Here is a 26,705-nt window from a genome sequence, read left to right as displayed (position 1 = left end):
ATGGAAAATTTACAGTTATTAAGAAGTCGATTAATCGAAAGAATCTCGACGACAAAAAATGTAGTTTTTTTAGAAGCTATTGATAAAATTTTCTCTTCAACACAAATAGATGAAAAGGAAATTGAATTATCTGAAGCCCAGATGAAAATGCTACGAGTTGCAGAAGAAGATATTAAATATGGCCGTGTGATTTCTGAAGAAGAATTAGACAAACTCGACGAAGAATGGATGAAATAAAAATATTTTGGACTAAAATTGCACAAAAACAAAGAGATGTAATTTTTGAATATTATAATAACAGAAATAAAAGTTTCATTTACAGCAAAAAATTAAAATCAGAGATTAAAGAATACTCAAATATCCTGAAACAGCAGCCGGAAATTGGAAAAAAAATTACAAATTCTGATCTGAGAAATATATTCTTTGGAAATTACAGCTTAATCTATAAAAGAAAATTGAATATTATTTACATTGCGGCATTCTGGGATAACCGCCAAAATCCTGAAAAACTATCTGAAATTTTAGGATTATGATCATCAATAAACTTACCCTTTACAATTTTAAAAATCATTCTGAAAAAAAGTTTGAATTTTCCCCGCAAATAAACTGTTTTGTAGGAAACAACGGGGTTGGGAAAACCAATATTCTCGATGCGCTGCATTATCTCTCTGTCGGAAAAAGCTTTTTAGGAAATACTGATACAAACAACATCAAAAAAGATGAAGATTTTTTCACCCTTGATGCTGAAATTCAGAATGAAGATAGTGAAGATACTTTAAAAATATCTCAGCCGAGAGAAGCTAAAAAAGTTATAAAAAAGAATGATAAAAGCTACGACAAAATGGCCGATCACATTGGTTATTTGCCAAGTGTGATGATTTCTCCGTACGATTCAAATCTTATCTCAGATTCAGGGGAAAGCCGCAGAAAGTTTTTAGACTCGATGATTTCTCAGACCGATTCCGGATATCTTTATGATTTGATTCAGTATCAAAAAACCATTCAACAGCGAAATGCTTTACTGAAATATTTTGCAAAAAACAGAGTCTGGGATAAAGATTCTTTGGAGATTTATGATGATCCGATCACAAAATCCGGAACCAAAATTTTTGAAAAAAGAAAAGAATTTGTTGCAAAATTAAACCCAATCGTTCAGAATTTTTATCAGATTATTTCTGGTGGAAAAGAAAGTGTTTCTGTTATTTATGAATCTCATCTATTGGAAGGCTTCGACTCCGCTCAGCCTGCCAGAAAATTTCGTGAACTCTTGATTGAAAGTTTAGAACGGGACAGAATGCTGACCTACACTTCAAAAGGAATTCATAAAGATGATTTGCTTTTTGAAATGGATTCCGTTCTCATAAAAAAAATAGGTTCTCAGGGACAGCAAAAATCGTTTTTAATTTCATTAAAATTAGCTCAAATGAGCTTGATAAAAGAATTAACAAATAAAACGCCCATTCTTTTACTGGATGATATTTTTGATAAGCTTGATGATACACGAGTTGCTCAGTTGATTAAATTGGTCAATCAGGAAAATTTCGGGCAGATTTTCATTACAGATACGCACAGAGAACGTACTGAAAGTGTTGTGAAGAAAATAAATGAAGAGAGTATAATTTTTGAGATATGAAGAAATATTTTTCACTAATAATATTTTTTTTATTTTTTTCATTTTCATTTGGGCAAAAGAAATTTTCCACTAACGAGCTATTGAACATTTATCCATTCAATAAAACAAGCAAAGTGAAAATCATATCTTACAATACGGATTTTGTGAGTGAATTTCCAACTCCATTACCTCCAGTTGGAAAAGATGGTGATTCTACAATAATTAAAAATATAATTGCTAATCAAACATTTCCTATTAAATTAAAAAATATTTTAGGAAATGAAAATCTAAAAGGAATTAAGGACACGAAAACTCTAAATTTCGTAGAAATTTTTGAGTTGTCAAAATTACTTTACAATACTTGTGGAAAATTTTCAAACGATATGCGTGAGGTAAGCAAATGTTTTTTTCCTCGAAATGCCGTTTTATTTTATGATGAAAATGACAAGGTTTTTGAATTTCTAGAAATCTGCTTCGAATGTTATAGAATAGAATATACCTCAGAAAAATCATTAGAAATAAATGGATTATGCAATGATTTTTACTTCAAACTAGAAAACTTATTCAAAAACAACGGCTTAGAAACTCAACATAATCGAAAATACTGATGAAAAAAAATAAAAAACGAGAATTCCAATCTTCTGAACTGGTAAAATCTTTTGCGAGAATTCATGGTTTTGAAGATAAGCTGATTGCTTTTGAAATTAAAGATTTTTTGGAAGATTATCTTGACGAAAGCCTTTTTCAGGAAATTGTCAGTGTCAATATAGACGACAAAATTATTCAGATCAGAATTAATTCACCATTGCTGAAAAATGATTTTAAAATGAGAAAAAGCATTTATCTAAAAAAGTTTCAGGATAAATTTGGGGAAGAAAAATTTATTGATCTTCAGATTTTGTAGGAATTGAATTCTGTACCAGACTATTTGCTTTCAAATCAAAAGTCGATTGCAAAGGGATGAAAAACTTCAACGGATTTCTTACGAAATATCTAAAAATTGCACGGTAAATTTCCCTTACTTCGCCAAAATTCATTTTTCTAGAGCGGAATGCCAAAAACATTGACAAACTGAAACTTACCAGAAAATTGAAAAATCCAATGATGAAAACGGTTATAAAGGAAGTCCAGAAAACTGAAGAATCTACAGTAAAATCTTTTCCGTACAAACCAATTGCAAAGTTACCTGCAGCAAAAGTAATGTGACGAATATCGAGATCGAGACCGAAAAATAGACCGACCGGCGCTGTTGCACCAAGGAAAACTCCAAACCAGAAATTAGAAATAATACCAGCCCAGTTTTTTGCGTAATATTTTGAGAGACTTTTCGCAAAACGAGCTCCAAACATCCTTCTTATAGGAAGATTCTTGGCAATTCGATCCGGAATCTGATAAAACACAGAGTTATTCCCAATATTCCCTGAAATAATCCCTGAAATAAAAAGATAAAACCCTGCAATACAGGCGTGTAAAATTGCTTTAGATTTAAAAGGATCAAGATCTTTCAGCAACCTGTCCGATTTTTCTACCGCCAGATTCTGAGAGAAGAAAACATCCAAACCATAAATAATCAGCAATGCAATCGGGAAGGAAAGAAGTACATTTCCCACAAAAGCAATGAATTGACTTCGGAATAATTTCGAAACCAAATCAGCAAATTCATTATAATTTTGTTTTGTAGTTTCTTGTTCAGACAAGACTTTTGTCATCGTTGCAGCCGTCATTGCAGGCTGTTTTGTTGCCAAAGTAAAGCCCATAAGGTAAATCATCACAAATCCCATTGCATAATTTAATGAATACAAAAATGCGTGGAAAAAGTCACTGCCGGGCATAAAACCATACAGCATTTTCAGAACGCATAAAGCACCAACAATAATTCCGCCGCCGCTTGCTTTATAAAACATTTTCATGTACTGCTTGCGACTTGAGGTGATGTAATGACTTCCGGTTTCTGCGGTGTGGTTCGTAATCAAATGCGAAATCAAACGCGTACTGTCATTGATAAGATCTGAAATATTATTCTTGTGCGATTTGTAGCTCAGAATATTAAAAACCAACTGTTTAGATTTTATAACAACATCTTCATGCTGATCAATAATCAATAAATTGACAATTTCAGAGATTCTCTGTGTCTGCTGGCGAATCTTAAGCAGAGATTGGTTAATCTTTCCTGAAATACCGTATTTTGAAGAATTTTTAAAAGCGATATTTACAAAATTCTGACATTGCTCAGCATAAATTTTGATCTGCTTATAACGGCTGTCTTTGGAATGCAGTTGAATCTCAGGATTGATTTTAAAATCTTCAGCTAAAGCTTCTAATTCGTTTTGTAATGCCAAAAAAGGATTATCAAAATTTCTATATTCAGGAGCCATTCTTACGACATCAACTTCCAGAGCCATTCCCGTGACACGCCACGAAAGGATATTCATTGAAAATATAAGTTCGCTTTTTACGTTTGTTTTTTCGATGAAATCTGAAATTCCTAAAATATTCAGGAATTCATTAACCTCATCTTCAGGAATATTGTGCAGATATTCAATATCTTTTTTTGGACTGAAACTGACATTATCAATAACATACCAAACTGTTTTTTCGTGTTCTACCGGCGGTAAAATTTTATTTAATATCCTTTTTTTAAGTTCGGGAAAGAAAGCGTTTTCCGAGAGAATATTGGCCTCCGTTAAAGAAAGATTGAACGGCCTTTCTTCAAAAATAGTAAAAAGATAATGTCTGAAGTGATTTGCAGAGCTCGGATTTGATTTTAAAAAATCAAGAACATTTTTAAAATCTGTCTTTTTTATTGCTTCTAAAAACTCTGCTAAAGGCTCCAATGAAGAAGTCTCATTCTTAAAAGAAAAATACTTTTTAAGGACAGATTCAAAATTTTTTGTGCTCGAACTCAACAGTCTCATTGGTGCAAAGATACTATTTCAAACTCACATTCCTCATTTGTCTCATAATCCAGTTGTGCTTCTTTCTCAGATAAGCGGACGGATTTTTGGGATCGTATTTTTTAGGATTAGGCAAAACAGCGGCAATCCATGCTGCTTCTGAAGTATTAAGATCTTTGGAAGGCTTCCCAAAATAGTACTGTGCAGCAGCTTCCACCCCGAAAACACCCTGCCCCATTTCAATAGAATTCAGGTATCTTTCCAAGATAATATCTTTAGACCAAACCTTTTCGATGATGAATGTATAAACCGCTTCCAGCCCTTTCCTCACCCAACTTCTGCCTTGCCAAAGGAAAACATTTTTAGCCGTTTGCTGTGAAATAGTACTTCCGCCTCTCAGTTTTTTTCCTTTTTCATTATTTTTCATGGCTTTTTCGATCGCTGTATAATCAAAACCGTTATGATTAAAAAATTTCTGATCTTCTGAGGCAATGACGGCTTTTTTTACGTTCACTCCCATTTCATCGTAAGAAATGTAATCACGGTGCAGTTTTCCGTACTCAAAAAGACCACCAATCTGTGTAATCGTAATGGGTGGATTAAAAAACCTTCCCCAAACAATAAAAACCACATTCAAAATCAGAACAATAAAAATAAACTGTTTTATTTTTTTCCACATATGCTAAAAACTTAACGCAAAAGTATAAAAATACTGCGAGTTACAGTACTTCGTTCATATAAGTCAATTGATAACCGGGCAAAAGCTCAGGATGAAATATTTTGATATAATCTTTTAAAACAACGTCTGAACGCACTACTCCACTTTCAAAAAAATCATTAGCTTTCTGCTTCTCTCTTCCTGAAACACCATAGATTTTTCCTTTGTTGAAAACGTCTAGCTTTCCATAAAACGGATTAATATTCAGCATCTCTTTTTTCGATAAATGATTTCCTGCGTTTACCCAGAACTGAATATTTTTAGATTTTGCAAAAACCTCTTCAAAGCTCATCGTTACAGCTTTTTCTTCAGTATTATCTCTTAAAATATAATGAGCGTTTGCATCTGCAATATAATTGGCTGTAAATGTTTTTCCACCCGGCATATACCAAACATCGCCATACATTTCGTTCGCCAAAATATTAGGCTTTGACGTTGATTGTAAAGCTATTTTTTTTAAATCATTATAATTTTTCTGAATTTGGTTAAATCTTTCTTCCGCTTCTTTTTCTTTTCCTAAAAGTTTCCCAAAAAGTTTGATGTATGAAGTTTTCACCATCGGACTTTGCTCCATATATTCATCCAAAAAGATCACCTGAATATTATTGTTTTTCAAAAGCTGGTAGGTATTATCAAAACTCGCAATGTAGTTGGTGAAAATTGCATCAGGTTTCATAGAAATTATTTTTTCGACATCATATTTCTGTTCATTTCCGACATTCTGAATTTTTCCCGATTTTATTAAACCGTGAATTTTTTCTGAGTAAATATATTCGGGACTTGCAATTCCGATCACTACATTTTCGGCTTCTAATTCAGAAACAAAGCCCATCAAACTTGCATTCAAAAGTATAATTTTATGGAAAGGAACTTTATTTTTTTCAAAACTATAAGTAAAATTACCCGATTTCACATCTAATTTCCCATCATCATCCTTAAACTGGAGTCTAGAAGAAATCACTTCCCAATCGGGGGACGATATTTTTTGTTCTCTTTTACAGTTGGTTAGAAATAAAAATGCGATTATCAGTAAAAAATTTGCTTTCATCTTTCAAAGAAACTAAAAAAGTATTATATTTGCAAACCTTTAAACAAGGCCTCGTGGCGCAACTGAATAGCGCATCTGATTACGGCTCAGAAGGTTACAGGTTTGAATCCTGTCGAGGTCACACACAGCCAAATGGCTCCATTTTAATCTAAATGGAGCTGTTTTTTTTGTTTTTTATGCCAGAGCATAGCAGAATAATGTTTTATAAAACTTTAATAAAATCTATTCAAATATTCATTTTTTGCACAAAAGTTAATTTTTTTTTACATCATTCCTAAAATGCATCTTTTAGGTACATTATTTTTATTGATGATTTCAACATCGCTACAAAAAAGTTCTTTTCATTGATGTTAACGCTGTCCTAGTACTAATAATCTGTTCCTTTTTTGTTGATTGTTTAATTTTGATATAACAATTTATAACGATAAAAATGCTGGACATTTAACCAGTTTAATAAATCACATTTTATATAATTTTTCTATTACTTATGAAACTTTATTAAAAATTGAATTCACCGACTCATTTTGCCCATTCACCGAAAAAGTCATCATTTTTTTAAGATTCATTCTGAACTTTACATCAGAAAAAGAGCAATACCGCTCTTACTTAAATCTTAAAATTATGAAAACAAACATCGGACTTACAGAGCAAAGCACAGAAGCTGTTGCAGAAGAATTGGCAAAATTATTAGCTGACGAAACTGTACTTTACATCAAAACCAGAAATGCCCATTGGAACGTGACTGGCGATAATTTCCACGCCAACCATATTTTCTTTGAAGAACAGTACAAACAGTTGGACGGGTTGATTGACAGCGTTGCAGAACGTCTAAGAAAAATCGGACATTACGCACCTGCCACAATGAAAATCTATCTTGAATTAACCCACCTTACAGAATACAGCGAAAGAACCAATGACGGATTAGGTTTTATGAAAGATTTACTAAAAGACCACGAAAGCATCATCGATTTTCTAAGAGGAAATGTTACACCTTTCGCTGAAAAATACAAAGATTACGGTTCCAGCGACTTCATCACAAGCCTGATAGAAACGCACGAAGAAATGGCCTGGATGATTCGTTCTTACTTCAGAAATTAAAGAAAATAAGAAAAGGAATAATTATATTTGTGTCAACCATAATAAACTATCCCTATGAAAGCCTTGATTGTTGATGATAACGATATCGCAAGAACCACGCTCGCACATTTGGCAAAACAAGTCCCGAATTTGACGATTGTCAACGAATATTCCAACGCGATTGAAGCTTACAATCATTTGCAGAACAATCAGGTAGATTTGATATTTCTCGATATCGAAATGCCGGAAATGACCGGAATCGAACTCACCAAAAACCTTGCAGGAAAAGATATCATCATTATTTTTACGTCTTCAAATAAGGATTACGCACTCGAAGCTTTCGAACTGAATATCGCAGATTACATCCTGAAACCCGTAATGCCTGCAAGATTTTTACAGGCGGTAAGCAAAGCACAATCGATTTTGGAAAGCAGAAAAGAAGATGTTGAAGTGACCAAAGATGAGTTCCTTTTCGTAAGAGATTCCAATATCACAAGGCGTTTGAGGCTCGACGATATTTTTTATGCAGAGGCAATGGGCGATTACGTGAAGTTTTACACACGGGAAAAAATGTTCGCCATCCACGGCAAGATGAAAACGGCGGAAGAACGTCTCCCGAAAGACCATTTTATCAGAGTTCATCGCTCTTACATCGTTTCGGTTGGCAAGATAGACACCCTTCAGGACGGCGGAATTATGATAAACGGAAAATTCATTCCCGTTGCAGATGCGTACAGAAGAGCGCTCAACACCAGAATGAATGTTTTTTAGAATTAGCCAGATTTATTAATTATTTATTTGGGCAGCTTTATCCGCCTTCCGCTCCCAATCTTTTTTGCAGACGATTTCAGTTTTAAATGGAAATTAATTCAAAGCAAAAAAGGATTTCCGCTCAAGTCGGGCTGTGACAATTCGACGTTCCAATTCGAATGTAAAATTCCCCTCCCTTGGAGGGGGTGGCGAAAATTCGAAAGAATTTTTGACGGGTGGTTTTAACAATTCAAAATAAGTATAAACGCTTATGAAAAAAATATCCTCAGTAATGGGAAACAGACGGTTCAGCTATTTCATCATCCTCACATTTATTGCGGGTTCTCTCCTATTGATAGCGGTTCAAATCAACTCAGCTAAAAATACCAAAGAACTTATTAAAAATAACAACAGACTTCTGAACGAGTTGCGTTCAAGTAATCATTTGCGTGAAATCGACCGTGATATTCTCGGCGTTGAAAGCAGAATCAGAGCTTCCATAGCAACCAATGACACCACTCATCTTGAAGGAATCGACCAGAAAATTAATCAGATAGAAAACTTTCTGGATTCACTTTCCAAAGACAATTCAGATGGCGTAGAAGAAAAGCTGATTCATAGATTGAGCGTTCTTGCAATGGAAAAGAAAACAACGAAGGATAAATTATTGCTTCGTTACCACACCCTTGGAAATATGGACGACAACACTTCCATTGCCAACCCGAGAGCTAGAAAAATTTCGAACGAAATCACTTCTATCACTGCAAAAATTTACGAAAGCCGAAAACTTCATATGGTTGACCTCAGCAAAGAGACTGAAGCGATGGGACAAAAAGCAAGGTTATATGATATTTCCTTATTGATTCTTTTGATTTTAAGCGGTTCAATTGTCGGTTATCACATTCTACGTCAGTTCAAACGTCAGCGATTGTTGATTCAGGAATTGGATGTTGCGGAGAAAAAAGCATCGGTTGCCGCACAGACCAAAGAAAATTTCCTAGCCAATATGAGCCACGAAATCAGAACTCCTTTGAGCGGAATTCTGGGCTTTACAAACCTTTTACAAAAAAGACCTTTGGATGAAACCTCTAAAGAATTTGTCTCGTCAATTCAGCGTTCAGGAGAGAATCTGATGGCAATTGTTAATGATATTCTCGATTTATCAAAAATCGAAGCCGGTATGATGCGCATTACCAAAGGCATATTCAGCATCAGTGGACTAGCGAACTCTGTTGAAACATTTTTTATGGAACGCGCCAAAGAAAAAGGATTGACGATTTCCAGCAAAATCGACACCTCAATTCCTGATACTTTGAATGGCGACGCCACAAGACTGACTCAGATTCTGGTCAACCTCATCGGAAATGCCATCAAATTTACGCATCAGGGAACTATCAATATCGAAATTTACAATAAACAACAGACCGAAAACGAAGTCATTGTGGGCTTTAAAGTTTCTGACACGGGAATCGGAATTGATAAAGAAAAACTCATTGAAGTCTTTGAAAGATTCAATCAGGGTGAAGATTCAACGACACGAAATTACGGAGGAACCGGACTTGGTTTATCGATTGTGAAAAGCCTGATTCAGTTGCAGAACGGCGATATCGAAGTGATAAGCGAACAGGGAAAAGGGACCACTTTCCATTTTTATATTCCTTACACAATTGCGAAAGAACAGCTTAATGTAATTCCTAAAATTGATATAGATTATTTTAAAGACAAAACAAATACACCTTTGAGAGTGCTAATCGTGGATGATAACGCTATCAATCAAAATCTGATGAAGCATCTTCTCTCACAATGGAACGTCGATTTTGAAACTGCAAACAATGGTCTGGAAGCAGTAGAATTTCTCAGAAACAACGACTGTGATTTGGTTTTAATGGACATCCAAATGCCACAAATGGACGGTTACGTGGCCACACAAACAATCCGTGAAGAACTTAAACTGAACACGCCAATCATCGCAATGACCGCACACGCTTTGGCAGGTGAACGTGAAAGATGTATGAGCCGTGGAATGAACGAATACATTTCAAAACCTATCATAGAGGAAGACTTATTCAAACTAATTTCAAATTTCGGACTGAAAGAAAACGTAAAAACGGAAACAAAAGCTGAAGAAACATCTTCTAATTACGAGTTCATAGACCTTACTTATTTGAAGTCTATCAGCAATGGCGACAAAAATTTTGAAAGAACCGTGACGCAGCAGTTTTCAGATAATGTCCCGACTCATTTGCAGGAACTGAAACTGGCTTATGAAAACAAAGATTTCGAATTACTAAAATTGAAAGCACACGATTTGAAATCGAGTGTTGCGATAATGGGTTTGCTTCCTCTATTAGAGGAAAAATTAGATATTTTAGAACTAACAACCGAAGAAAATCCGGCATCAGAAAAAACTTTGGAAGAACTAGAAGATGTTTTGCTGAAATCTTTCTTTGAAACAAAATTATTTATGCAAGCCATCGATCATTAAATTAATTAAAAACCAATCTCATTATGGAAACTCAAGGCGCATCTGTAGTTATCACACATCACGTTTTGGCCGGAAAAAAAACCGAATATGAAAAATGGCTGGATGAAATTCTGCCCGTTTCCAAAAGTGCCAAAGGTTTTATCGACTGGCAAATCATTCGTCCGATTCCCGATCTGACGTTTGTTTACACGGTGATTATCCGCTTTGATACCATTGAAAATCTCAGAAGCTGGATGGAATCTGACCAGAAGAAAATTGATTGATAAAGCCCATCCATTATTCACAAAAGAAGATAATTACGAAATCAAATCCGGGTTGGATTTTTTGTTCTATGGCGAAAAAACAGACACCAAAGTTCCTGTCCGATGGAAACAATATCTGGCGACCTGGTCTGCCATTTTTCCTTTGTCGCTCTTGATGCAATTGTTATTATTGCCCTCTTTAAGATTAATGAATATTCCTGCCAATCGTTATTTTGATACGTTAGTGAGTACCGGCTGTCTGGTTTTTCTGGTGATTTACGTCGTGATGCCAAATTATACGAAGCTGATTAGGAAATGGCTTTATAAATATTGAATATTCATCTAAATCTATTTAAAATCATTGGAATTTTCCAGTGATTTTTTTGTGCCATTTTTTGTCATTCTGAAAGAATCTAAACTGCCTAGATTCACTTCATCGAACCACTTCATTAGGTTTCCTACGTAATGACAAACTGTGTGTTTTGTTTTCGGTAAGTCAAGATTATTTTGCAGTTTGTTTCCTGCAACTTGTTTGAAACAAAATGCATTTTACATTTATTTAAAATAACCTTGTTTGGAACCAAATAACATTGCAGACTGTTTCCCGCAAACCGTTTGAAACAAAATGCATTTTACATTTATTTAAAATAACCTTGTTTGGAACCAAATAACATTGCAGATTGGTTCCCGCAAACCGTTTGAAACAAAATGCATTTTACATTTGTTTAAAACAACCCTGTTTGGAACCGAATAACATTGCAGACCGTTTCCCGCAAACCGTTTGAAACAAAATGCATTTTACATTTATTTAGAATAACCTTGTTTGGAACCAAATAACATTGCAGATTGTTTCCCGCAAACCGTTTGAAACAAAATGCATTTTACATTTGTTTAAAACAACCCTGTTTGGAATAAACAACTTTTTATTTTACATAAATAGTCTACGGAATATGACCATCTTATTTTCTCATTCAACGACACTTTCCGCCTGTTCATCGAACACCAATTGATTTTGAAATTTGTTGAATGTAGCTTTATACCATCAAATTAACATATACAAACACTTAAACTTTAAACATTATGGAAATTATTCAAACACCAGAAAACGCATTATCTCACTCTACCGTTACAGCGATTATCAATGCCCCAATTGAAAAAGTTAACATCGAAGATTGGTTATTAAATCTTCCCGATGCAGAATATCAAAGATGCTCTACTCAGCACATCGGAGCAGCAATTTCGACTACGTATGATGGCGAACCGGTTTCTTTAAACGTCGAAACAATTGGAGATGCTTTGATGGTTCAGCATTATGTGGCGGTAGAACACCGTCCGGATTACTGCAGAATGTTATCCATCTCAGATTCTATTACCAAAGGTGGCCGTACCAAAGTTCAGGTTTTATGGGAACTGAAAGCCACAAAAATTGATGATAACACGACCTTGTACACCAACGAAATTCACGCAACAGCCACTCCTGAAATGTTTGAATATTTAAAAGAACACAACCTAAATCTGGCTGATGCTGCAGCTTCAAGACAGGCTGCTTCCGATGCACACAATCACGAAGAAACGCCCAACTTTGCAAAAAGTATCGAAAACAAAGCGTTGACCGGAAAATACAATCAACCTTTCTAATTCAAAAAACATAATGGGCGTATTTCGGTACGCTCATTTCATTTAAAGTTATGGAAACACTTTTTGAAAAACTTGTAGGAAGCTGGACTTTGGTAGAACTCATCGAAGTTCCTGTCAACGGCGGAGAAATCACGCATCCGATGGGCGAAAATCCGAAAGGACTGATTATTTACAATCCTGACGGCTATATGTCGGCACAAATTATGGATACGCATCGGGAAAACTTTCATCAGGAACACTGGACTAATGCCACGCCGGAAGAATATACACAGGAAGGCTCAACCTATCTTGCGTATTCGGGGCCGTTCAAAACTGATGATGAAAAACAGTTGGTGAGCCACACGATGTACATCTCGCTTTTCCCTAATTGGACAGGGCAAACGCAGAATAGAATCGTTATCTTTAAAGATGGTTTTCTGCATCTTGAAAGTGAAAAACCGTTCACCAGCAATTCGAGGTTGGTGACTCACAAACTGACCTGGAAGAGAGTTTGAAATAAATCTGATATTAAAATTAAAAGAAATGAAAGCAATCGTTATTACAAAACCTGGAGGTCCTGATGTATTGGAATTACAGGAATACCCTACTCCCGAAATATCCGGAGACGAAGTTTTAATCGAAGTGAAAGCAGCCGGGCTCAACCGTTCCGATGTTTTTCAGCGTGAAGGAAATTATCCTGCACCGGAAGGAGCTTCCGCCGAAATTCCGGGATTGGAAGTTGCCGGAACTATTGTAAAATGCGGTCCTGATGTCGTAGATTTTACCGTTGGCGACAAAGTTTGTGCACTTTTAGCAGGTGGCGGTTACGCAGAATATGTCGCTGTGCGAGAAGGTCAATGTTTACCAGTTCCGGTAGATTTAAGTTTTGCTGAGGCGGCAAGCTTACCGGAAACAGTTTTTACGGTTTGGTCCAATGTTTTTCAGAGAGGAAATCTTCAACCGGGAGAAACCTTTTTGCTCCACGGCGGAAACAGCGGGATTGGAATCACAGGCATTCAGATTGCTCATACATTGGGTTCAAAAGTAATTGTCACAGTTGGTTCTGATGAAAAAGGCCGGAAATGTCTTGAACTCGGCGCAGATTCTTACATTAATTATAAGACCCAGAATTTTGAAACCGAATTGCAAAATGAAGGTGTCGACGTCATTCTGGATATGATTGGCGGTGATTATCTGGCCAAAAACATCAACATTCTAAAACCTGAAGGCAGATTGGTTCACATCAATGCGGTAAGTGGCAGTCACGTAGATTTAGACATTTGGAAAGTACTGACAAAGCGTTTGACTGTTACAGGAAGTACTTTGAGAAGTCGGGAATATGAGTTCAAAAAACAATTGGCCAAAGAGATTCAGAAAAATGTCTGGCCTTTGATTGAATCTAAAAAGTTCAGACCTGTCATTTATAAAACATTTCCTTTCTCGGAAGCTGCAGAAGCACACCGACTGCTTGAAGACGGTTCGCATACAGGTAAAATTATTCTTGTGAGATAAAGCAATACATAGATTTAATAATAATCTGACCCAAATTTTAATCCTTCTCAATGCAAATTGTGAAGGATTTTTTATTATTGAAATCGACTTGCTTACGATTCTTGTAATTAATAAAATTCAAAATTGAAACTCTTTTGTCTTTTATCTACTCTAAAGATAAATGCTAACAGCCACGAATGCACGAATTAATTTGATGAAAGTATTTTAAATTCCGATTTTGATTTACAAAATATGATTATCCGTAATTTGTAATAAATTAGTTTTTAACAGTTTGTTTGTCATTCCGGAGGAATCTCAACACACTGAAAATAAAGTAGTTTAGATTACTATGGAACTACAAAATGAATGATGATTTTAGTGTTATGATTAAAACGGACTTGTATAAAAAAATTCGTGCATTCGTGGCATCCTAACAATTCACCAACTATCTCTTTCAAATTCCCACCGACTCATTTTGCCCATTCACCGAAAAACACTTCAAAATCCTTTGATTCCGAGGTAGCTTTACAGTAGAAATAAAGACAAACTATCATTCATCACAAAAACTTATCATTATGAATACTGCATCATTAAGTTTCAAATACGAATTAGAAAAAAAAGAACCAAGAACCAACGACGGCGGAACTACAAGAGGCGCTTCTGTAAAAGATTTCCCTGCTTCTATCGGCATCGCCGGCGTTTCTATGAGACTGCAACCAGGAAGTATGAGAGAACTGCACTGGCACGCTAACGCTGCTGAATGGGCTTATGTGATTTCGGGAACGGTTCGTACAACGATTATTCATCCCGATGGACATAGCTATACAGACAATTTTGAACCGGGCGATGTTTGGTATTTTCCAAAAGGTTACGGTCACTCGATTCAGGCGACTGGGACGGAAGAATGTCATTTCATTTTGATTTTTGATAACGGTAATTTTTCTGAAGACCATACGTTCAGCGTGACAGATTTTGTTTCGTCTGTACCACCCGAAATTGTGGCTCAGAATTTAGGTTTAACTTTAGAAGAAGTCGCAGCTTTGCCGCAGAAAGAAGCCTATTTCGCAGCGGGAATTGTTCCGGATGAAATGTCATTCAATGCAGCTGCTCGTCCGAATGAATCTGACATCGAATTAACGAGTTTCCATCGTTATCCATTGCACTCTCAACAGCCGAGAATCGTTCCGGGCGGAGGTTTACAAAGATTGGTTACGAGTAAAGAATTCCCTATCAGCAGTACAATGTCGGGTTCTATTTTAGAATTGCAACCCGGCGCTTTAAGAGAAATGCACTGGCATCCGAATGCGGACGAATGGCAATATTTTATTTCAGGACAGGCCGAAATGTCGGTTTTCCTTGCAGAATCTACTTGCGTTACAGAACAATTCAGTGCAGGAGATGTGGGTTATGTTCCAATGGGAGCCGGACATTACATCAAAAATACAGGCGATACGGTTTGTAGAATTCTGATTGGCTTCAACAGCGGAAAATATGAATCGATTGATTTGAGCGAATGGCTGGCGGGAAATCCAAAAGATGTTGTTGTAACCAATTTTGGTTTGAAAGAAGGCGAAATCGAAAAATTCCCAACTGAGAAAGTCTTCATTCAGCCTAAGAAATAAGATTAGAATTAAATCTCTCGAAATAATGGATAATTCCGTCATCAAAACAAACACTTCCGCTTCATCTGATTCGATTAAGATGCAAGAGAGATTGGCGATATTTTTAGCTTTAATTGCAGGTTATATTGATGCAACAGGACTGATTCAATGGAAAACGTACGTCTCTTTTATGAGTGGAAATACCACTTCACTGGGAGCGGCAATTTCAACGGGGAAATCTGGAATCATTACTACCTCAATTACAGTCATAAGTTGTTTTTTACTAGGAATTTACGCCGGAACCTGTCTTTCATTGTGGAAGAGGATTAAGAACCAAATATTAACATTTTACTTAGTTTCCGGTATTCTTATTTTCTATTCAATTATTGCTTATTTTTATGATATCAATAATTTGTTATCCATTGCAATTGTCGGATTTTCAATGGGATTGATGAATACGATTGTGACTTCTGTTGGAAACCAAAAGGTGAATACAGATTTCGTGACAGGAACTCTGAACAGCCTGGCAATGAATACCGCAATGCTGACGATGACAGATGATAAAGTAGAAAAACAAGAGTATAAATCCAACGCTATTCATCTTTTGCTTTTGTGGATTGGCTTTTTATCAGGGGCGTTTATCGCTCCTTTCCTACTCGATTATTTTGGAAAACGAACCTTGATAATTCCTGCATTATTACTAATGATTTGTGGATTACTGATTTCAAAAATTAACTTTAAAAACTAATACTATGTTACAAAAAAACGATGTTGCGCCAGATTTCACTTTGTATGCGACGCCCGACCAGAAAATTACACTTTCAGAGTTCAAAGGAAAGAATGTCATCCTTGCTTTTTATCCCGCAGATTGGAGTCCGGTTTGCAGCGACCAAATGGCTTTGTATAATGAAACTTTGAAGTTTTTCAAGAAATATGATGCAGAGATTTTTGGAATTTCTGTGGACAGCAAATGGTGTCATTTGGCATTTTCGCAATCAAGAAATTTACACTTTCCATTACTCGCAGATTTTGAAGCTAAAGGAGAAATTGCAAAACAATATGGCGTGTATGATGACGAAGAAGGCGAATGTAAACGCGCACTTTTCGTCATTAATAAAGATGGCATCATCGAATGGAGTTATCTGTCACCAACGGCAATTAATCCAGGAGCAGACGGAATTTTAGACGCTTTAGAAACCCTTAACACCAAATAAATTATGTCACTAAAACCAAACGTCAGCCAAGCTGACCACTCACAAGGCAACTTAGAAGCCAACCTTGTGATTGTAGAATATGGCGATTATCAATGTCCATATTGTGGTGCCGCTTATCCGGTTCTGAAAGAATTGATGAAAGAATTTGGGAGTCAAATCAAATTTGTTTTCAGAAACTTTCCATTGTCTGAAATGCACCAATATGCAAGACCGGCGGCTATCGCAGCAGAAGCAGCCAATCTTCAGGGGAAATTCTGGGAAATGCACGATGCAATTTATGAAAACCAGAGAGATTTGAATGAAAACTTACTAATGAAGCTGGCGGAACAATTAAAACTGAACATTCCTCAATTTGAAAAGGATTTGGAAAGTAATGAACTGGCAGACAAAGTTGATTCGGATTTTGAAAGCGGAATTATGAGCGGCGTGAACGGAACACCTTCTTTCTTCGTGAATGGAAAGAAATTCGACGGTGGCGCGGAGGATTTATTTGAGCTTTTGAGGGAGAATACTGAGAGTTAAACTACAAAATATTTTTTGACACTTAAGTAAATATAAGTTTCTATCATAGCGTAAATAAGAACACTTAAGTTAATTTCTGAAATCAAATCGTGTTATACCGAATCTGCAGCCCGACTTGAGTGGAGCTCTTTTTTGTCATTGCGATTGCTGAATAGTTCAACTTATTACTTTACGTTTTTTGCAATGACAAAAAAAGCGTGAACGGAAGGCGGATAAAGCTGCCCAAATAAAAAATCATAAAAAATGTACGATATTAAACTAGATTAACGAGAAACGAATTGAACCATCCTACATTTGCTAAAGAATTAAGACAACAAAATATTAAAATAAATTAATCACAACATTAAAAAATTAAAATAATGAGCACACTTAAATTAAAAGACGGAACAGAGATTTTTTACAAAGACCAAGGCGAAGGACCAGTTTTGATGTTTCACCACGGATGGCCTTTATCATCAGACGATTGGGACGCACAGGTGATTTTCTTTTTACAAAAAGGGTACAGAGTGGTGACGCACGACAGAAGAGGTCACGGCCGTTCCAGTCAGGATATTTACAATCATACCATTGAGCAATATGCTTCTGACGCAGCTGAATTGGTTGAATTCTTAGATTTGAAAGATGTGGTTCACATCGGTCACTCAACTGGTGGTGGCGAAGTGATCCGTTATGTGAATAAATATGCTAATGGAAGAGCTAAAAAAGCAGTTTTAATCAGTGCAGTACCTCCAATTATGGTGGCTAGTGATGAAAATCCTGATGGTGTTCCGATGTCAGTTTTTGATGGCATCAGAGACCAGACTTTGAACAACAGACAACAGTTTTACATCGATTTGACTTTCCCTTTCTACGGTTACAACAGAGAAGGTGCAGATGTGAAAGAAGGTGTACAGAGAAACTGGTGGAGACAAGGAATGATGGGTGGAATCGTAGCTCATTACGACGGAATCAAAGCGTTTTCTGAAACTAATTTCACTGAGGATTTGAAAAATGTTGATCTTCCGGTTTTGGTGCTTCACGGCGAAGATGACCAGATTGTTCCTTATCAAAATGCGGCGTTGAAATCAATCAAATTATTGAAAAACGGAACAATAAAAACATATCCTGGTTTCCCTCACGGAATGCCGACTACGGAAGCAGCGACGATTAATAAAGACCTTTTGGAGTTTATTGAGGCTTAGTTTAAATATATACAAATGAAAAGTGAATCAAAATTGATTCACTTTTTTTATTTAATCGTCACGTAATTTGACCTAGCTCTTCTAATTTGTTATAATCTATTATAATCAACTTAATACTTTAAAATATTATCATATCGGGTAACAAAGTGTTTATATATACCTTTTAATTTCATAATAATCTTTTAAAACTAAAATTAAATTTGAGAAATTCTTACTAAATCTTCTAACCAAATGTGGGTACAAGAATAATAAAGCCAACTAAGGATTTACTATTTTAATTTTCAATTCTAAAAGCTGTTCTAAACAATAACCGGAATTTATAACTTTAATCATTAAAGCAATATTTAAATTATAAACAAAAAAAATCCCGCATAAACGGGATTTAATTTCTAAATATTTCAATTTATTTGATTTCTACAGGAACTGAGATTTTATCCCAATCCATTGTGAATCCCTTATTGTTTATTTTATACACTAAAGTTTCCTGTGTTGCTGGTAAAGGTTTTATTTTTACATCAACACGTAAAGCATCTTTAGCTTCTTCGTATTTATAAGCGCCCCACTGCTTTGGCTCTTTGTTAAAAATCGCAGTCCAGGTTCCGCTTTCTTTAGGGATTAAGAAAAAGCTGTACTTACCTGCTGGCAGTTTTTTGCCCTGTACGGTAATGTCCTTATTGGTTTCGAAAGTCGTTGCTTCATTCGCACCTGCACGCCAAACTTTATCATAAGCTTCCAAACCACCCCAGATTGTACGACCTTTAACAGAAGGACTGCTGTAGGCAATTGTAATGGTTGCATCTTTAATCTTTCCCGTAGCAGTAGCCGGAGGACTGGCAGGTTTTTTAGCTTCCTGCGCAAATGCATTTACTGAAATTGCCATTGTAGCAAAAAGTACAGTAGCAGTTTTAATGATTGTTTTCATAATATTTTGTTGTATGTATTTTATACTTATGCGTTACGAAGTTAATGCTTTCTGCTTATAAAATAGTAACCCGATTGACGAAAATATAATAACTGCTGCAGCTCCAATCACATTGAGCCAGAGGAATGAAACAATATCGAAATTGTAAATGGCAATCACCGTAATTTCTGATAAAATTGCAGAGATAAATACATTCGCCCCATCGATTTTTTTATAATAAAAAGCGACAAGAAAAATCCCCAATATCGGGCCGTAGAAAAGAGAACCTAATACATTGACCGCTTCAATAAGTGAACCCATTTGAGTGGCAAACATCGCTACACCGATTGAGAAAATACCCCACGCTAAAGTGTGCAGACGACTGTACTTCAATTCGGTTGCATCATCTAGAGTTTCTTTTTTAAATATCAAATGAACATCTTTCAGTGAGCAGGCGGCAAGGGAATTCAGCGCTGCGGAAATTGAACCCCAACTGGCTAGAAAAATGACGGCAAACAGTAAACCGATCATCCCGACAGGCAAGGTGTTTTTCACAAAATACAGGAAAATGTAATTGGTATCTGTTTTCTCAGCATTATAGTTTGAATTATTAATAGCTTCCTCTACCCTTCCGTGAAGCGCTTTTACTTCGGTTTGTGTATTTTTAAAATCCTGAATTGTTTTGTTAAGTTGAGGAGATTGAGTTTCTTTTAGCTTTAAAATTTCTTTCGATTCTGAATTAAATTTTGTTTGTAAATCCTGATGCTCTTTTTCAAATACTGCAGCCTGTTCAGGTTGTGTTTCCTTCAGATTTTGATAAGAGCGTTCATTAAAATAAATCGGAGCAGGTTTTAGAGAAAAAAATGCAAAAAGCAAAGCACCAATAAGCAGAATAGCAAACTGCATCGGTATTTTAACCAAACCGTTCAGCAGCAAGCCCATTTTTGCATTGGTATTGTCTTTCGCTGTGATATACCTCCCGACCTGACTTTGGTCGGTACCGAAGTAAGAAAGTGCCAGAAAAAAACCACCAATCAGTCCGCTCCAAATATTGTATTTATCTTTCCAATCGAATTCTGTGGTGATTACGTTAAGCTTTCCAGATTTCCCTGCGAGATAAAGTGCATCTTTAAAACCAATTCCATTAGGCATATTTTGAATAAGCAGATAACCTGCAAAAGCCATGGTACCCAGAATAATAAGAAACTGTATTTTTTGGGTGTGAGCAATTGCTTTTGCACCGCCAATATAGGTGTAAATCAACAGAATTCCACCCGTTAAAACATTGGTCAAATAAATATCCCAGTTTAAAACGCTTGATAAGATGATACTCGGAGCGTAAATGCTGATTCCCGTTGACAAGCCTCTGGAAAAAAGAAAAAGCAGTGAAGTGAGAACCCTTGTTTTTTTATCAAAACGATTTTCTAAATATTCATAAGCCGTATATACATTTAAACGCTGAAAAATCGGAATGAAAGTAATACAAATCACAATCATCGCCAACGGCAAACCAAAGTAATACTGCACAAAACGCATCCCGTCTGTGTAAGCCTGACCCGGTGCCGAAAGAAACGTAATAGCACTTGCCTGCGTTGCCATAATACCGATAAGCACAATGTACCAGGGCATTTTATTATCTGCCTTCAGGTATGATGCGTTGCTTTTTTGACCACGACCAATAAATACGCCATAAACCACCACTGCAACAAGTGTGAAAATAAGAACGGTCCAATCTATTGTACTCATGCCCAAAATTTAGTAAACAAATAATAAAATACGATCTGAACTACTAATGCAACTGCTAATAGTATATACCAGATATTCCAATTTTTAAGTTGATTGTTCATCAGTTTTTCTGTGCAGATAAAAAGTTTAAAAATAAGCGTGCCGCACCAACATTTCCCGCAGGCAACTGTCTGAAAAATGCCAAAGGTGTATAAATAAAATTACCTTTTCCGTATTTTGCATATAAGGTTGATCCCTTCAGAGGCTCTTCACCGGTATCGTGCATTTCAAAAAGCGGTTCATACGCTGAGTCCCATTGAGCTGGGAAATAAGCGCCACGCTCCTGTACCCAGCCTTTAAAATCATCAGCAGTTATTTTGTTCGGAAAATTCAGTAATTTATGATTTGGATTTAAAAATTTAACCTCCGCATTTTCTTCGGTAACCCGCTTATTAGCAATATTGAAATTATACATTCCCAATTGGTCAACCGTTGTATCTTGGTTTGTGTTATACTGCATAACCAGATTACCTCCGGCTTTTACATAAGACCATAAAAAAGGCATCCAGCGACCCAACTTTTTCTCTGTGTTATTGGCACGAACACCCAATATGATGGCGTCATATTGTGCAAGCTTGTTTTGACTACCGTTTCCGCCGAATTCATCTAAGTTGCCATAAAAATCTTCGTCTTTCAAGACATCTACCTGAATTCCTGCAATGCGTAAAAATTCAGGAATGAAATCACCTGCACCTTCTATGTAACCTACTTTTTTAACATTCACCTGAATATCTCCTTTCATTACGGTTACCGTTGCAGGCGCAAAATATTGTAAGGCAGGTAAATGCGGGTACTGAATTAATACCTTATTTTTATTATAAGTTACTCCATCTGCAATAAAATTGGCATCCAATTGTAACTGATTTGATTTTATTGAGGCAATTTTAGCTTTTGGAATGACATACTCAATGGTAAAATCTTTCCCATTAATGGATTTTAATTCACCGCCGCCTAATCGTTCTCCATTATGCATCAGATTTACTTTTCCATTATTGAACTGTTTGTTGGAATTAACCTTAAAATTTAAACTTAAATTCAAATCTTCATTTTCTTTGACCAAATAAAGCGGTTGTGTAAATTTCAGTTCCAATGCAGGAACAATGCGCAAGGCTTCTACAACATCACCACGTACCGGATCTAATTTCTTGAAAGATAAAGGAAGTTTAACCTGAAACTTTTCCGAACCTATTTTTAAATTAAGCAAAACATTCAATGGTGATTCTGCTTCCGGCAAACCGACTAAAGTATCATTTGGAACAGAGAAAGTTGCTGCATTCGTGGCTGGTTTTGCCAACCAGTAAGGTTCTGTGAGTGCTGCATCTGCAGGAATCTGAATGTCATGCTGAATAGTAATTAAAGAATCTTTTGATAATTTTCTGTTGAAGCTTTCTGATTGATTCAACCATTTTACATTTTCTAAAACGACAGGATTTTCAGCTCTTGAAATCAGATTTAACCTGAAACTGTAATTTTCTCCGGCAACAGCTTCAGCCTGATTAGTAACAACTTCACCCATAAACCCAGCACAACTTAAAATAATATTGTCGAGAGATTTAATTTTATCCTTTTTTATTTCTGAATCTTGTAACGTCATTACCTTTTTTCGCAAAGCAAGCAAAGCAGGCAAGCTAAGGTCAGGTTGATTAAAATTGAAAGCGGAAATAATTTTATCTAATGATTGCTCGATATCAGCGTTTCCTTTTGCAGTCCATGTTTTAGCTACTCCGTCAAAAAGTGTTTCTTTTGCAGGTTCGCCGTCAACATGAGAAAAATATTCAGTTTTAATGCCGGCTACAGACTGTGTTCCCGCACCTTGGCTTTTATGTAAACTTCGGCTTAATCCCGCCAATTCACCATAGCCCATTCCCAGTTGCGCATCGTATTGCCCAACGGTAACTTTCAGTTGATTTTCAGCGGTTGTATTAACTGCACCAAATCGGAAAGTATTCCACAATATGCGTTTTGGTTGCCAAACATTCACATATTTTAATTGATTTGGGAAAGCATTTTTATCGCCTGCCAACTTAAAAGCTTTTTCTGCAACCACCGCCGAAGCAGCGTGCTGTCCGTGACCTGCCGCCGCAGTAGGAGGAAAACGACAAATGATAACATCAGGACGGAATTTACGAATGACCCAAACTACATCAGCGATAATGCTATCTTCATCCCATTGTTTAAAGGTATCAGTCGTATTTTTAGAGAACCCGAAATCAATCGCACGGGTAAAAAACTGTTGAGCGCCGTCTAGTTTTCTTGCTTCTAAAAGCTCATGTGTTCTGATTAAACCTAATGCAGCACCCTGCTCTGTGCCTAATAAATTCTGACCGCCATCACCTCTTGTTAAAGATAAATAACCCGTTTCTACATTTTTGTCGTTAATCAACCATGAAAGCAAACCTGTATTTTCATCATCAGGATGAGCAGCTAAGTATAAAACTTTAGGTAAATTTTTGAGCGTTTTGAGGTCGCGGTAAATTTCAGAGGATTTTGAAGGCCGAAACTGTTGGGCCGAACAAAAAACTGTAAAGAAGCCAAGGAGAAATACAGTGTTTATTTTTTTGAACATTTGAATTTGCTTTGCGAAGCAAATATAAGTAAATCATCTTTCTTTCAACCTTTAAAGAAAAAGCACTTAGCAAATCCAGAAATTTTAATATAAGTGGCGCCGTTTTTAATTATTTTATGATCAAATAAATTCATATTAAGATTTTTAAGAAGTACCATTTGAGGATAAATATAAATAAACAAACTCCTTTATTTCAAGGAGTTTTGTTTTATTATCGGAATATTAAAAATTAATTAACAAATCAACAAGCGTTCTGCTTAAGAAACATTTCTATTTCTGAATTTTCAATTTTAGGATTTGCACCGGAATAACTCGCTACTAAAGCACCGACGGCGCTGGCAAAATTTAGAGCATTAACAGGATTTTTATCTGATAGCAATTTTGCAATAAGGCTTGCTAAAAAAGAATCACCCGCGCCTACTGTATCTGCTACTTTCACGGGATAACCTTCGTGTCTATACAACTGATTATGCCAGAGTAATATTGATCCGTGTTTTCCTAACGTTACACAAATTGCCTTAGTATTTGTCTTTTCTGATATGAACTTGATATTTGATTCCAGATCATCAGATTCAAATCCCATTCCGGCAGCAATTTCAAGTATTTCCTCATCATTAAATTTGATAAAATCTGCCATGTTCATAAGTTTTTCCAGAAGCTGAATATCGTAAAACGGCTTTCTTAAATTAACATCGAAAACTTTAAACATTGTATCATTGGTATCTAATATAGAGAAAAGTGTTTTTTGGGAAACATCATTTCTGCACGCAAGACTTCCATAGAAAAAAACATCGGCTTCTTTTACGGTATCCATTATTTTTTCGTCAACAACAATAAAATCCCAGGCGGAAGGAAATTTAATCTCGTAAGTTGCAGATCCGCGCTCATTTAAAGAAACCTGAACAATCCCTGTCTCATGTTCCGGAGAAACAATGATTCCGCCGGCTTCAAGAGCTTTTTCTTTGGTATACTCCAGTATTACTTTTCCGTCTTCATCATTTCCTACTGCACTGATCATTGCCACCGGAAAACCATACGAAGCTGTTCTAAGAGCAAGATTAAGAGGTGCTCCTCCAATTTTTTTCTCTTCTCCGAAAACATCGAAAAGTACTTCTCCAAAACTTATTACATTAATTTTCTTATTGATAAACATTAATTGGGATTTTTGATATTGATATTATAGAATGATATCTGAAGAAATAAAAATACTTCATTTTTTATTAAGATAAGATCCCTTGAGCTGGAATTCATTAGATAAGCCACAATTTTATTTTTGAGTATCATTTTTATTTTGTTTTTAATATCCATTATTTTGCTGGTAAAGGCCTTGGCTGAAATTGATTTGTGACAAAGGAATCGGGCAATATTCTTCAATTCCGTGGTCAAATCCGGCCTGAGAATAGTAAGACCGTTTTGTTTTTTCACCAGAATAATAGGTATTCATTGTTCCTGCCGTCGTTCCCCATCTCACAAGGTCGAAGAAACGGCTTCCTTCCATTGCAAACTCCATTCTTCTCTCCCATCGCAATGCTTTTCTGGCAAAATCCTGATTCCAGGTGCAGTTTACTCCTGGTTCATATTTACTAATTAAATTGTTTGAAGTGTAACTTCCTGTAAGAACCGTACTATTTGCAGCTCGCTGTCTCACCTGATTGATTAATGGCAACGCTTCGTTGATTTGTCCGAGTTCAATTAATGCTTCAGCTTTCATCAGCAAAACATCAGAATACCTTATAATGATTCTGTTTTTTGAATTTCCGTAGAAAGGGTCTACATTCACGGTACAACCGCATCCTACAGGCACATTTTCTTTTAATGAAGAATAATATCCATACGTTCCGGGACTTCTGCTCCAACTTTCCTGAAAGATTTTATTTTCATCATATTTCCACGGCAGTCCGGGCAAAGCAACGGTGTGATACAATCTAGGGTCTACTTTGTAACTGTTTAGCTGAATATAATTGAGATCTGCATCGTTAAAAGTATCGAACATCGGTAACCCTTGTGGTGTCGTTTTGAATGCGTTCACAAGATTCTGGCTTGGCTTATGAAAATCGCAGCATCCCAAACCTTGTGGCACAGAAAGCATATCTCCGAAATTGAGCCTTCCGAAAAGCGTTCCGTCATTGTCAGAATATTGAATAGAAAAGACTGCCTCCGGGCCATTTTCATGTGTTCCGGGTAGGAAATTATAACCAAAATCTGGCTCTAATGTATAATTTCCGATTACCTGATTGGCAGCGTCAATAGATTTCTGAAGCGTTATGGGATTTACCTGCGTTACCGTATAGTTATCATCCTGTTCATAAGCCTGATACAACCTTACTTTAGCAAGATAAGCATAGGCCGCACTTTTCTTTGGCCTTCCGACTTCCGACTGTGTTGCTGGCAGATTAGCAGCTGCAAATTCAAAATTAGACGCAATAGCTTCCCATAACTGCTGGTCGGTTTTTGCTCTGTTTGAAATTTTCGGGTACTCATCAATTGGTGTATTTTCATCTACATAAGGCACATATTTAAATAATGTTTTCAGTAAAAAGTAGTAATGTCCTCTTACGAAATTCATCTCGGCGATCCGCTTTTGTTTGTTTGGATATTCAGAGTCTGAAAGCTGTTTAAGTGCGGCAATAGCTTTGTTACATCTGGAAATCCCTACATAATTGAGATACCATAATCTGTCTAATTCACCAAAATCTGAACGAATATTATTTGAAATTTCAAAAAAGTGAAAGGTCTGGATATCATTGGTTCCGCTTCCTCCTTTGTACGCATCATCAGAACGGACGTTTCCATACGGCCAAAGGCTGAAAGGCGTATCATAATGATCGTTTCCGAGAGATGCATACGCTGCAACCACAAAACCATCGACATTCTGGGGCGTTACTACATCGGCTTCTGACAGAACACCTCTCGGCTCATTGTCCAAGAAATCGTTGCAGGAAGTAGTCCCAAGCAAAAAGGCAAAAGCTATTGTTAAAAGTATATTATTTTTCATTTTTTA

General features: G+C 36.2%; 26 protein-coding genes and 1 tRNA gene. 19 read left to right on the top strand and 8 right to left on the bottom strand.

Annotated elements, in window-relative coordinates; all coding sequences use genetic code 11:
- The 5 genes from OH814_RS04735 to OH814_RS04715 are packed head-to-tail and all read left to right on the top strand — an operon-like array spanning nt 1 to nt 2,516.
- A complete protein-coding gene (locus OH814_RS04735; RefSeq protein ID WP_308827316.1) occupies nt 1-237 on the top strand; it encodes a hypothetical protein in 237 nt (78 codons plus the stop codon).
- Nucleotides 225-533 (top strand): type II toxin-antitoxin system RelE/ParE family toxin, encoded by a 309-nt coding sequence (locus OH814_RS04730; RefSeq protein ID WP_308827315.1) that lies wholly within the window; start codon nt 225-227, stop codon nt 531-533. The genes OH814_RS04735 and OH814_RS04730 overlap by 13 nt, the downstream gene beginning before the upstream one ends.
- Nucleotides 530-1,633, top strand: coding sequence for a DNA replication/repair protein RecF (gene recF, locus OH814_RS04725; protein WP_308827314.1), 1,104 nt, complete (start codon nt 530-532; stop codon nt 1,631-1,633). Before OH814_RS04730 ends, recF begins: the two co-directional genes overlap by 4 nt.
- Complete coding sequence (locus tag OH814_RS04720; protein ID WP_308827313.1) at nt 1,630-2,220, top strand: hypothetical protein; 591 nt, start codon at nt 1,630-1,632, stop codon at nt 2,218-2,220. Before recF ends, OH814_RS04720 begins: the two co-directional genes overlap by 4 nt.
- The gene (locus OH814_RS04715; protein ID WP_076559496.1) at nt 2,220-2,516 is read left to right on the top strand and encodes a hypothetical protein; all 297 of its coding nucleotides are present in this window, start codon (nt 2,220-2,222) and stop codon (nt 2,514-2,516) included. Before OH814_RS04720 ends, OH814_RS04715 begins: the two co-directional genes overlap by 1 nt.
- Here the strand turns inward: OH814_RS04715 and OH814_RS04710 are convergent.
- The 3 genes from OH814_RS04710 to OH814_RS04700 are packed head-to-tail and all read right to left on the bottom strand — an operon-like array spanning nt 2,494 to nt 6,272.
- Nucleotides 2,494-4,527 carry a recombinase gene (locus OH814_RS04710; protein ID WP_308827312.1) on the bottom strand — a complete coding sequence of 678 codons (2,034 nt, stop codon included), beginning with the start codon at nt 4,525-4,527 and terminating at the stop codon, nt 2,494-2,496. The genes OH814_RS04715 and OH814_RS04710 overlap by 23 nt on opposite strands.
- Before the next feature lie 13 nt (nt 4,528-4,540).
- Complete coding sequence (mtgA, locus tag OH814_RS04705) at nt 4,541-5,185, bottom strand: monofunctional biosynthetic peptidoglycan transglycosylase (RefSeq protein ID WP_308827311.1); 645 nt, start codon at nt 5,183-5,185, stop codon at nt 4,541-4,543.
- A gap of 40 nt (nt 5,186-5,225) precedes the next feature.
- Nucleotides 5,226-6,272: an ABC transporter substrate-binding protein gene (locus OH814_RS04700; RefSeq protein ID WP_308827310.1), complete on the bottom strand. Its 1,047-nt coding sequence runs from the start codon at nt 6,270-6,272 to the stop codon at nt 5,226-5,228.
- A 47-nt stretch (nt 6,273-6,319) separates the two neighbouring features.
- On the opposite strand from OH814_RS04700, the gene OH814_RS04695 reads away from it, so the two are divergent.
- The 14 genes from OH814_RS04695 to OH814_RS04630 all read left to right on the top strand — a co-directional run bounded on the left by OH814_RS04695 (nt 6,320) and on the right by OH814_RS04630 (nt 18,452).
- A tRNA-Arg gene (locus OH814_RS04695) sits at nt 6,320-6,393 on the top strand.
- Nucleotides 6,394-6,893: 500 nt separating this feature from the next.
- Nucleotides 6,894-7,370, top strand: coding sequence for a DNA starvation/stationary phase protection protein (locus OH814_RS04690; protein WP_308827309.1), 477 nt, complete (start codon nt 6,894-6,896; stop codon nt 7,368-7,370).
- A 54-nt stretch (nt 7,371-7,424) separates the two neighbouring features.
- Complete coding sequence (locus OH814_RS04685; protein WP_076559489.1) at nt 7,425-8,120, top strand: LytTR family DNA-binding domain-containing protein; 696 nt, start codon at nt 7,425-7,427, stop codon at nt 8,118-8,120.
- A gap of 250 nt (nt 8,121-8,370) precedes the next feature.
- The gene (locus tag OH814_RS04680; RefSeq protein ID WP_308827308.1) at nt 8,371-10,584 is read left to right on the top strand and encodes an ATP-binding protein; all 2,214 of its coding nucleotides are present in this window, start codon (nt 8,371-8,373) and stop codon (nt 10,582-10,584) included.
- 23 nt (nt 10,585-10,607) lie between these two features.
- A complete protein-coding gene (locus OH814_RS04675; protein WP_308827307.1) occupies nt 10,608-10,847 on the top strand; it encodes a hypothetical protein in 240 nt (79 codons plus the stop codon).
- Nucleotides 10,798-11,160 (top strand): hypothetical protein, encoded by a 363-nt coding sequence (locus tag OH814_RS04670; RefSeq protein ID WP_308827306.1) that lies wholly within the window; start codon nt 10,798-10,800, stop codon nt 11,158-11,160. Before OH814_RS04675 ends, OH814_RS04670 begins: the two co-directional genes overlap by 50 nt.
- A 746-nt stretch (nt 11,161-11,906) precedes the next feature.
- Nucleotides 11,907-12,464: a hypothetical protein gene (locus OH814_RS04665; protein WP_308827305.1), complete on the top strand. Its 558-nt coding sequence runs from the start codon at nt 11,907-11,909 to the stop codon at nt 12,462-12,464.
- Between the two features lie 50 nt (nt 12,465-12,514).
- Nucleotides 12,515-12,958, top strand: coding sequence for a lipocalin-like domain-containing protein (locus tag OH814_RS04660; RefSeq protein ID WP_308827304.1), 444 nt, complete (start codon nt 12,515-12,517; stop codon nt 12,956-12,958).
- A 28-nt stretch (nt 12,959-12,986) separates the two neighbouring features.
- Complete coding sequence (locus OH814_RS04655) at nt 12,987-13,955, top strand: NAD(P)H-quinone oxidoreductase (RefSeq protein WP_308827303.1); 969 nt, start codon at nt 12,987-12,989, stop codon at nt 13,953-13,955.
- A 554-nt stretch (nt 13,956-14,509) separates the two neighbouring features.
- Nucleotides 14,510-15,556 (top strand): cupin domain-containing protein, encoded by a 1,047-nt coding sequence (locus OH814_RS04650; protein ID WP_308827302.1) that lies wholly within the window; start codon nt 14,510-14,512, stop codon nt 15,554-15,556.
- A gap of 25 nt (nt 15,557-15,581) precedes the next feature.
- The gene (locus OH814_RS04645; protein ID WP_308827301.1) at nt 15,582-16,283 is read left to right on the top strand and encodes a YoaK family protein; all 702 of its coding nucleotides are present in this window, start codon (nt 15,582-15,584) and stop codon (nt 16,281-16,283) included.
- A 4-nt stretch (nt 16,284-16,287) separates the two neighbouring features.
- A complete protein-coding gene (locus OH814_RS04640) occupies nt 16,288-16,749 on the top strand; it encodes a redoxin domain-containing protein (protein WP_267265162.1) in 462 nt (153 codons plus the stop codon).
- A 3-nt stretch (nt 16,750-16,752) separates the two neighbouring features.
- Entirely contained in the window at nt 16,753-17,271 is a 519-nt protein-coding gene (locus OH814_RS04635) for a thioredoxin domain-containing protein (RefSeq protein WP_308827300.1), read from the top strand.
- A 359-nt stretch (nt 17,272-17,630) separates the two neighbouring features.
- On the top strand, nt 17,631-18,452 hold the full coding sequence (locus OH814_RS04630) for an alpha/beta hydrolase (protein ID WP_308827299.1): 822 nt from the start codon (nt 17,631-17,633) through the stop codon (nt 18,450-18,452).
- A 403-nt stretch (nt 18,453-18,855) separates the two neighbouring features.
- Here the strand turns inward: OH814_RS04630 and OH814_RS04625 are convergent, their stop codons facing one another.
- From OH814_RS04625 to OH814_RS04605, 5 genes are all read right to left on the bottom strand, one after another.
- A complete protein-coding gene (locus OH814_RS04625; RefSeq protein WP_308827298.1) occupies nt 18,856-19,374 on the bottom strand; it encodes a DUF2911 domain-containing protein in 519 nt (172 codons plus the stop codon).
- 33 nt (nt 19,375-19,407) lie between these two features.
- Complete coding sequence (locus OH814_RS04620) at nt 19,408-21,099, bottom strand: sodium:solute symporter (protein ID WP_308827297.1); 1,692 nt, start codon at nt 21,097-21,099, stop codon at nt 19,408-19,410.
- A gap of 100 nt (nt 21,100-21,199) precedes the next feature.
- Complete coding sequence (locus OH814_RS04615; RefSeq protein ID WP_308827296.1) at nt 21,200-23,704, bottom strand: PIG-L family deacetylase; 2,505 nt, start codon at nt 23,702-23,704, stop codon at nt 21,200-21,202.
- A gap of 241 nt (nt 23,705-23,945) precedes the next feature.
- Nucleotides 23,946-24,857 (bottom strand): carbohydrate kinase, encoded by a 912-nt coding sequence (locus OH814_RS04610; protein ID WP_308827295.1) that lies wholly within the window; start codon nt 24,855-24,857, stop codon nt 23,946-23,948.
- 144 nt (nt 24,858-25,001) lie between these two features.
- Nucleotides 25,002-26,699 (bottom strand): RagB/SusD family nutrient uptake outer membrane protein, encoded by a 1,698-nt coding sequence (locus OH814_RS04605; RefSeq protein WP_308827294.1) that lies wholly within the window; start codon nt 26,697-26,699, stop codon nt 25,002-25,004.
- Nucleotides 26,700-26,705: the final 6 nt, after the last annotated feature.

The sequence above is a fragment of the Chryseobacterium sp. CFS15 genome (assembly GCF_031118795.1).
Lineage (GTDB): Bacteria > Bacteroidota > Bacteroidia > Flavobacteriales > Weeksellaceae > Chryseobacterium > Chryseobacterium indoltheticum.
This window is presented reverse-complemented; position numbering and strand designations above follow the sequence as displayed.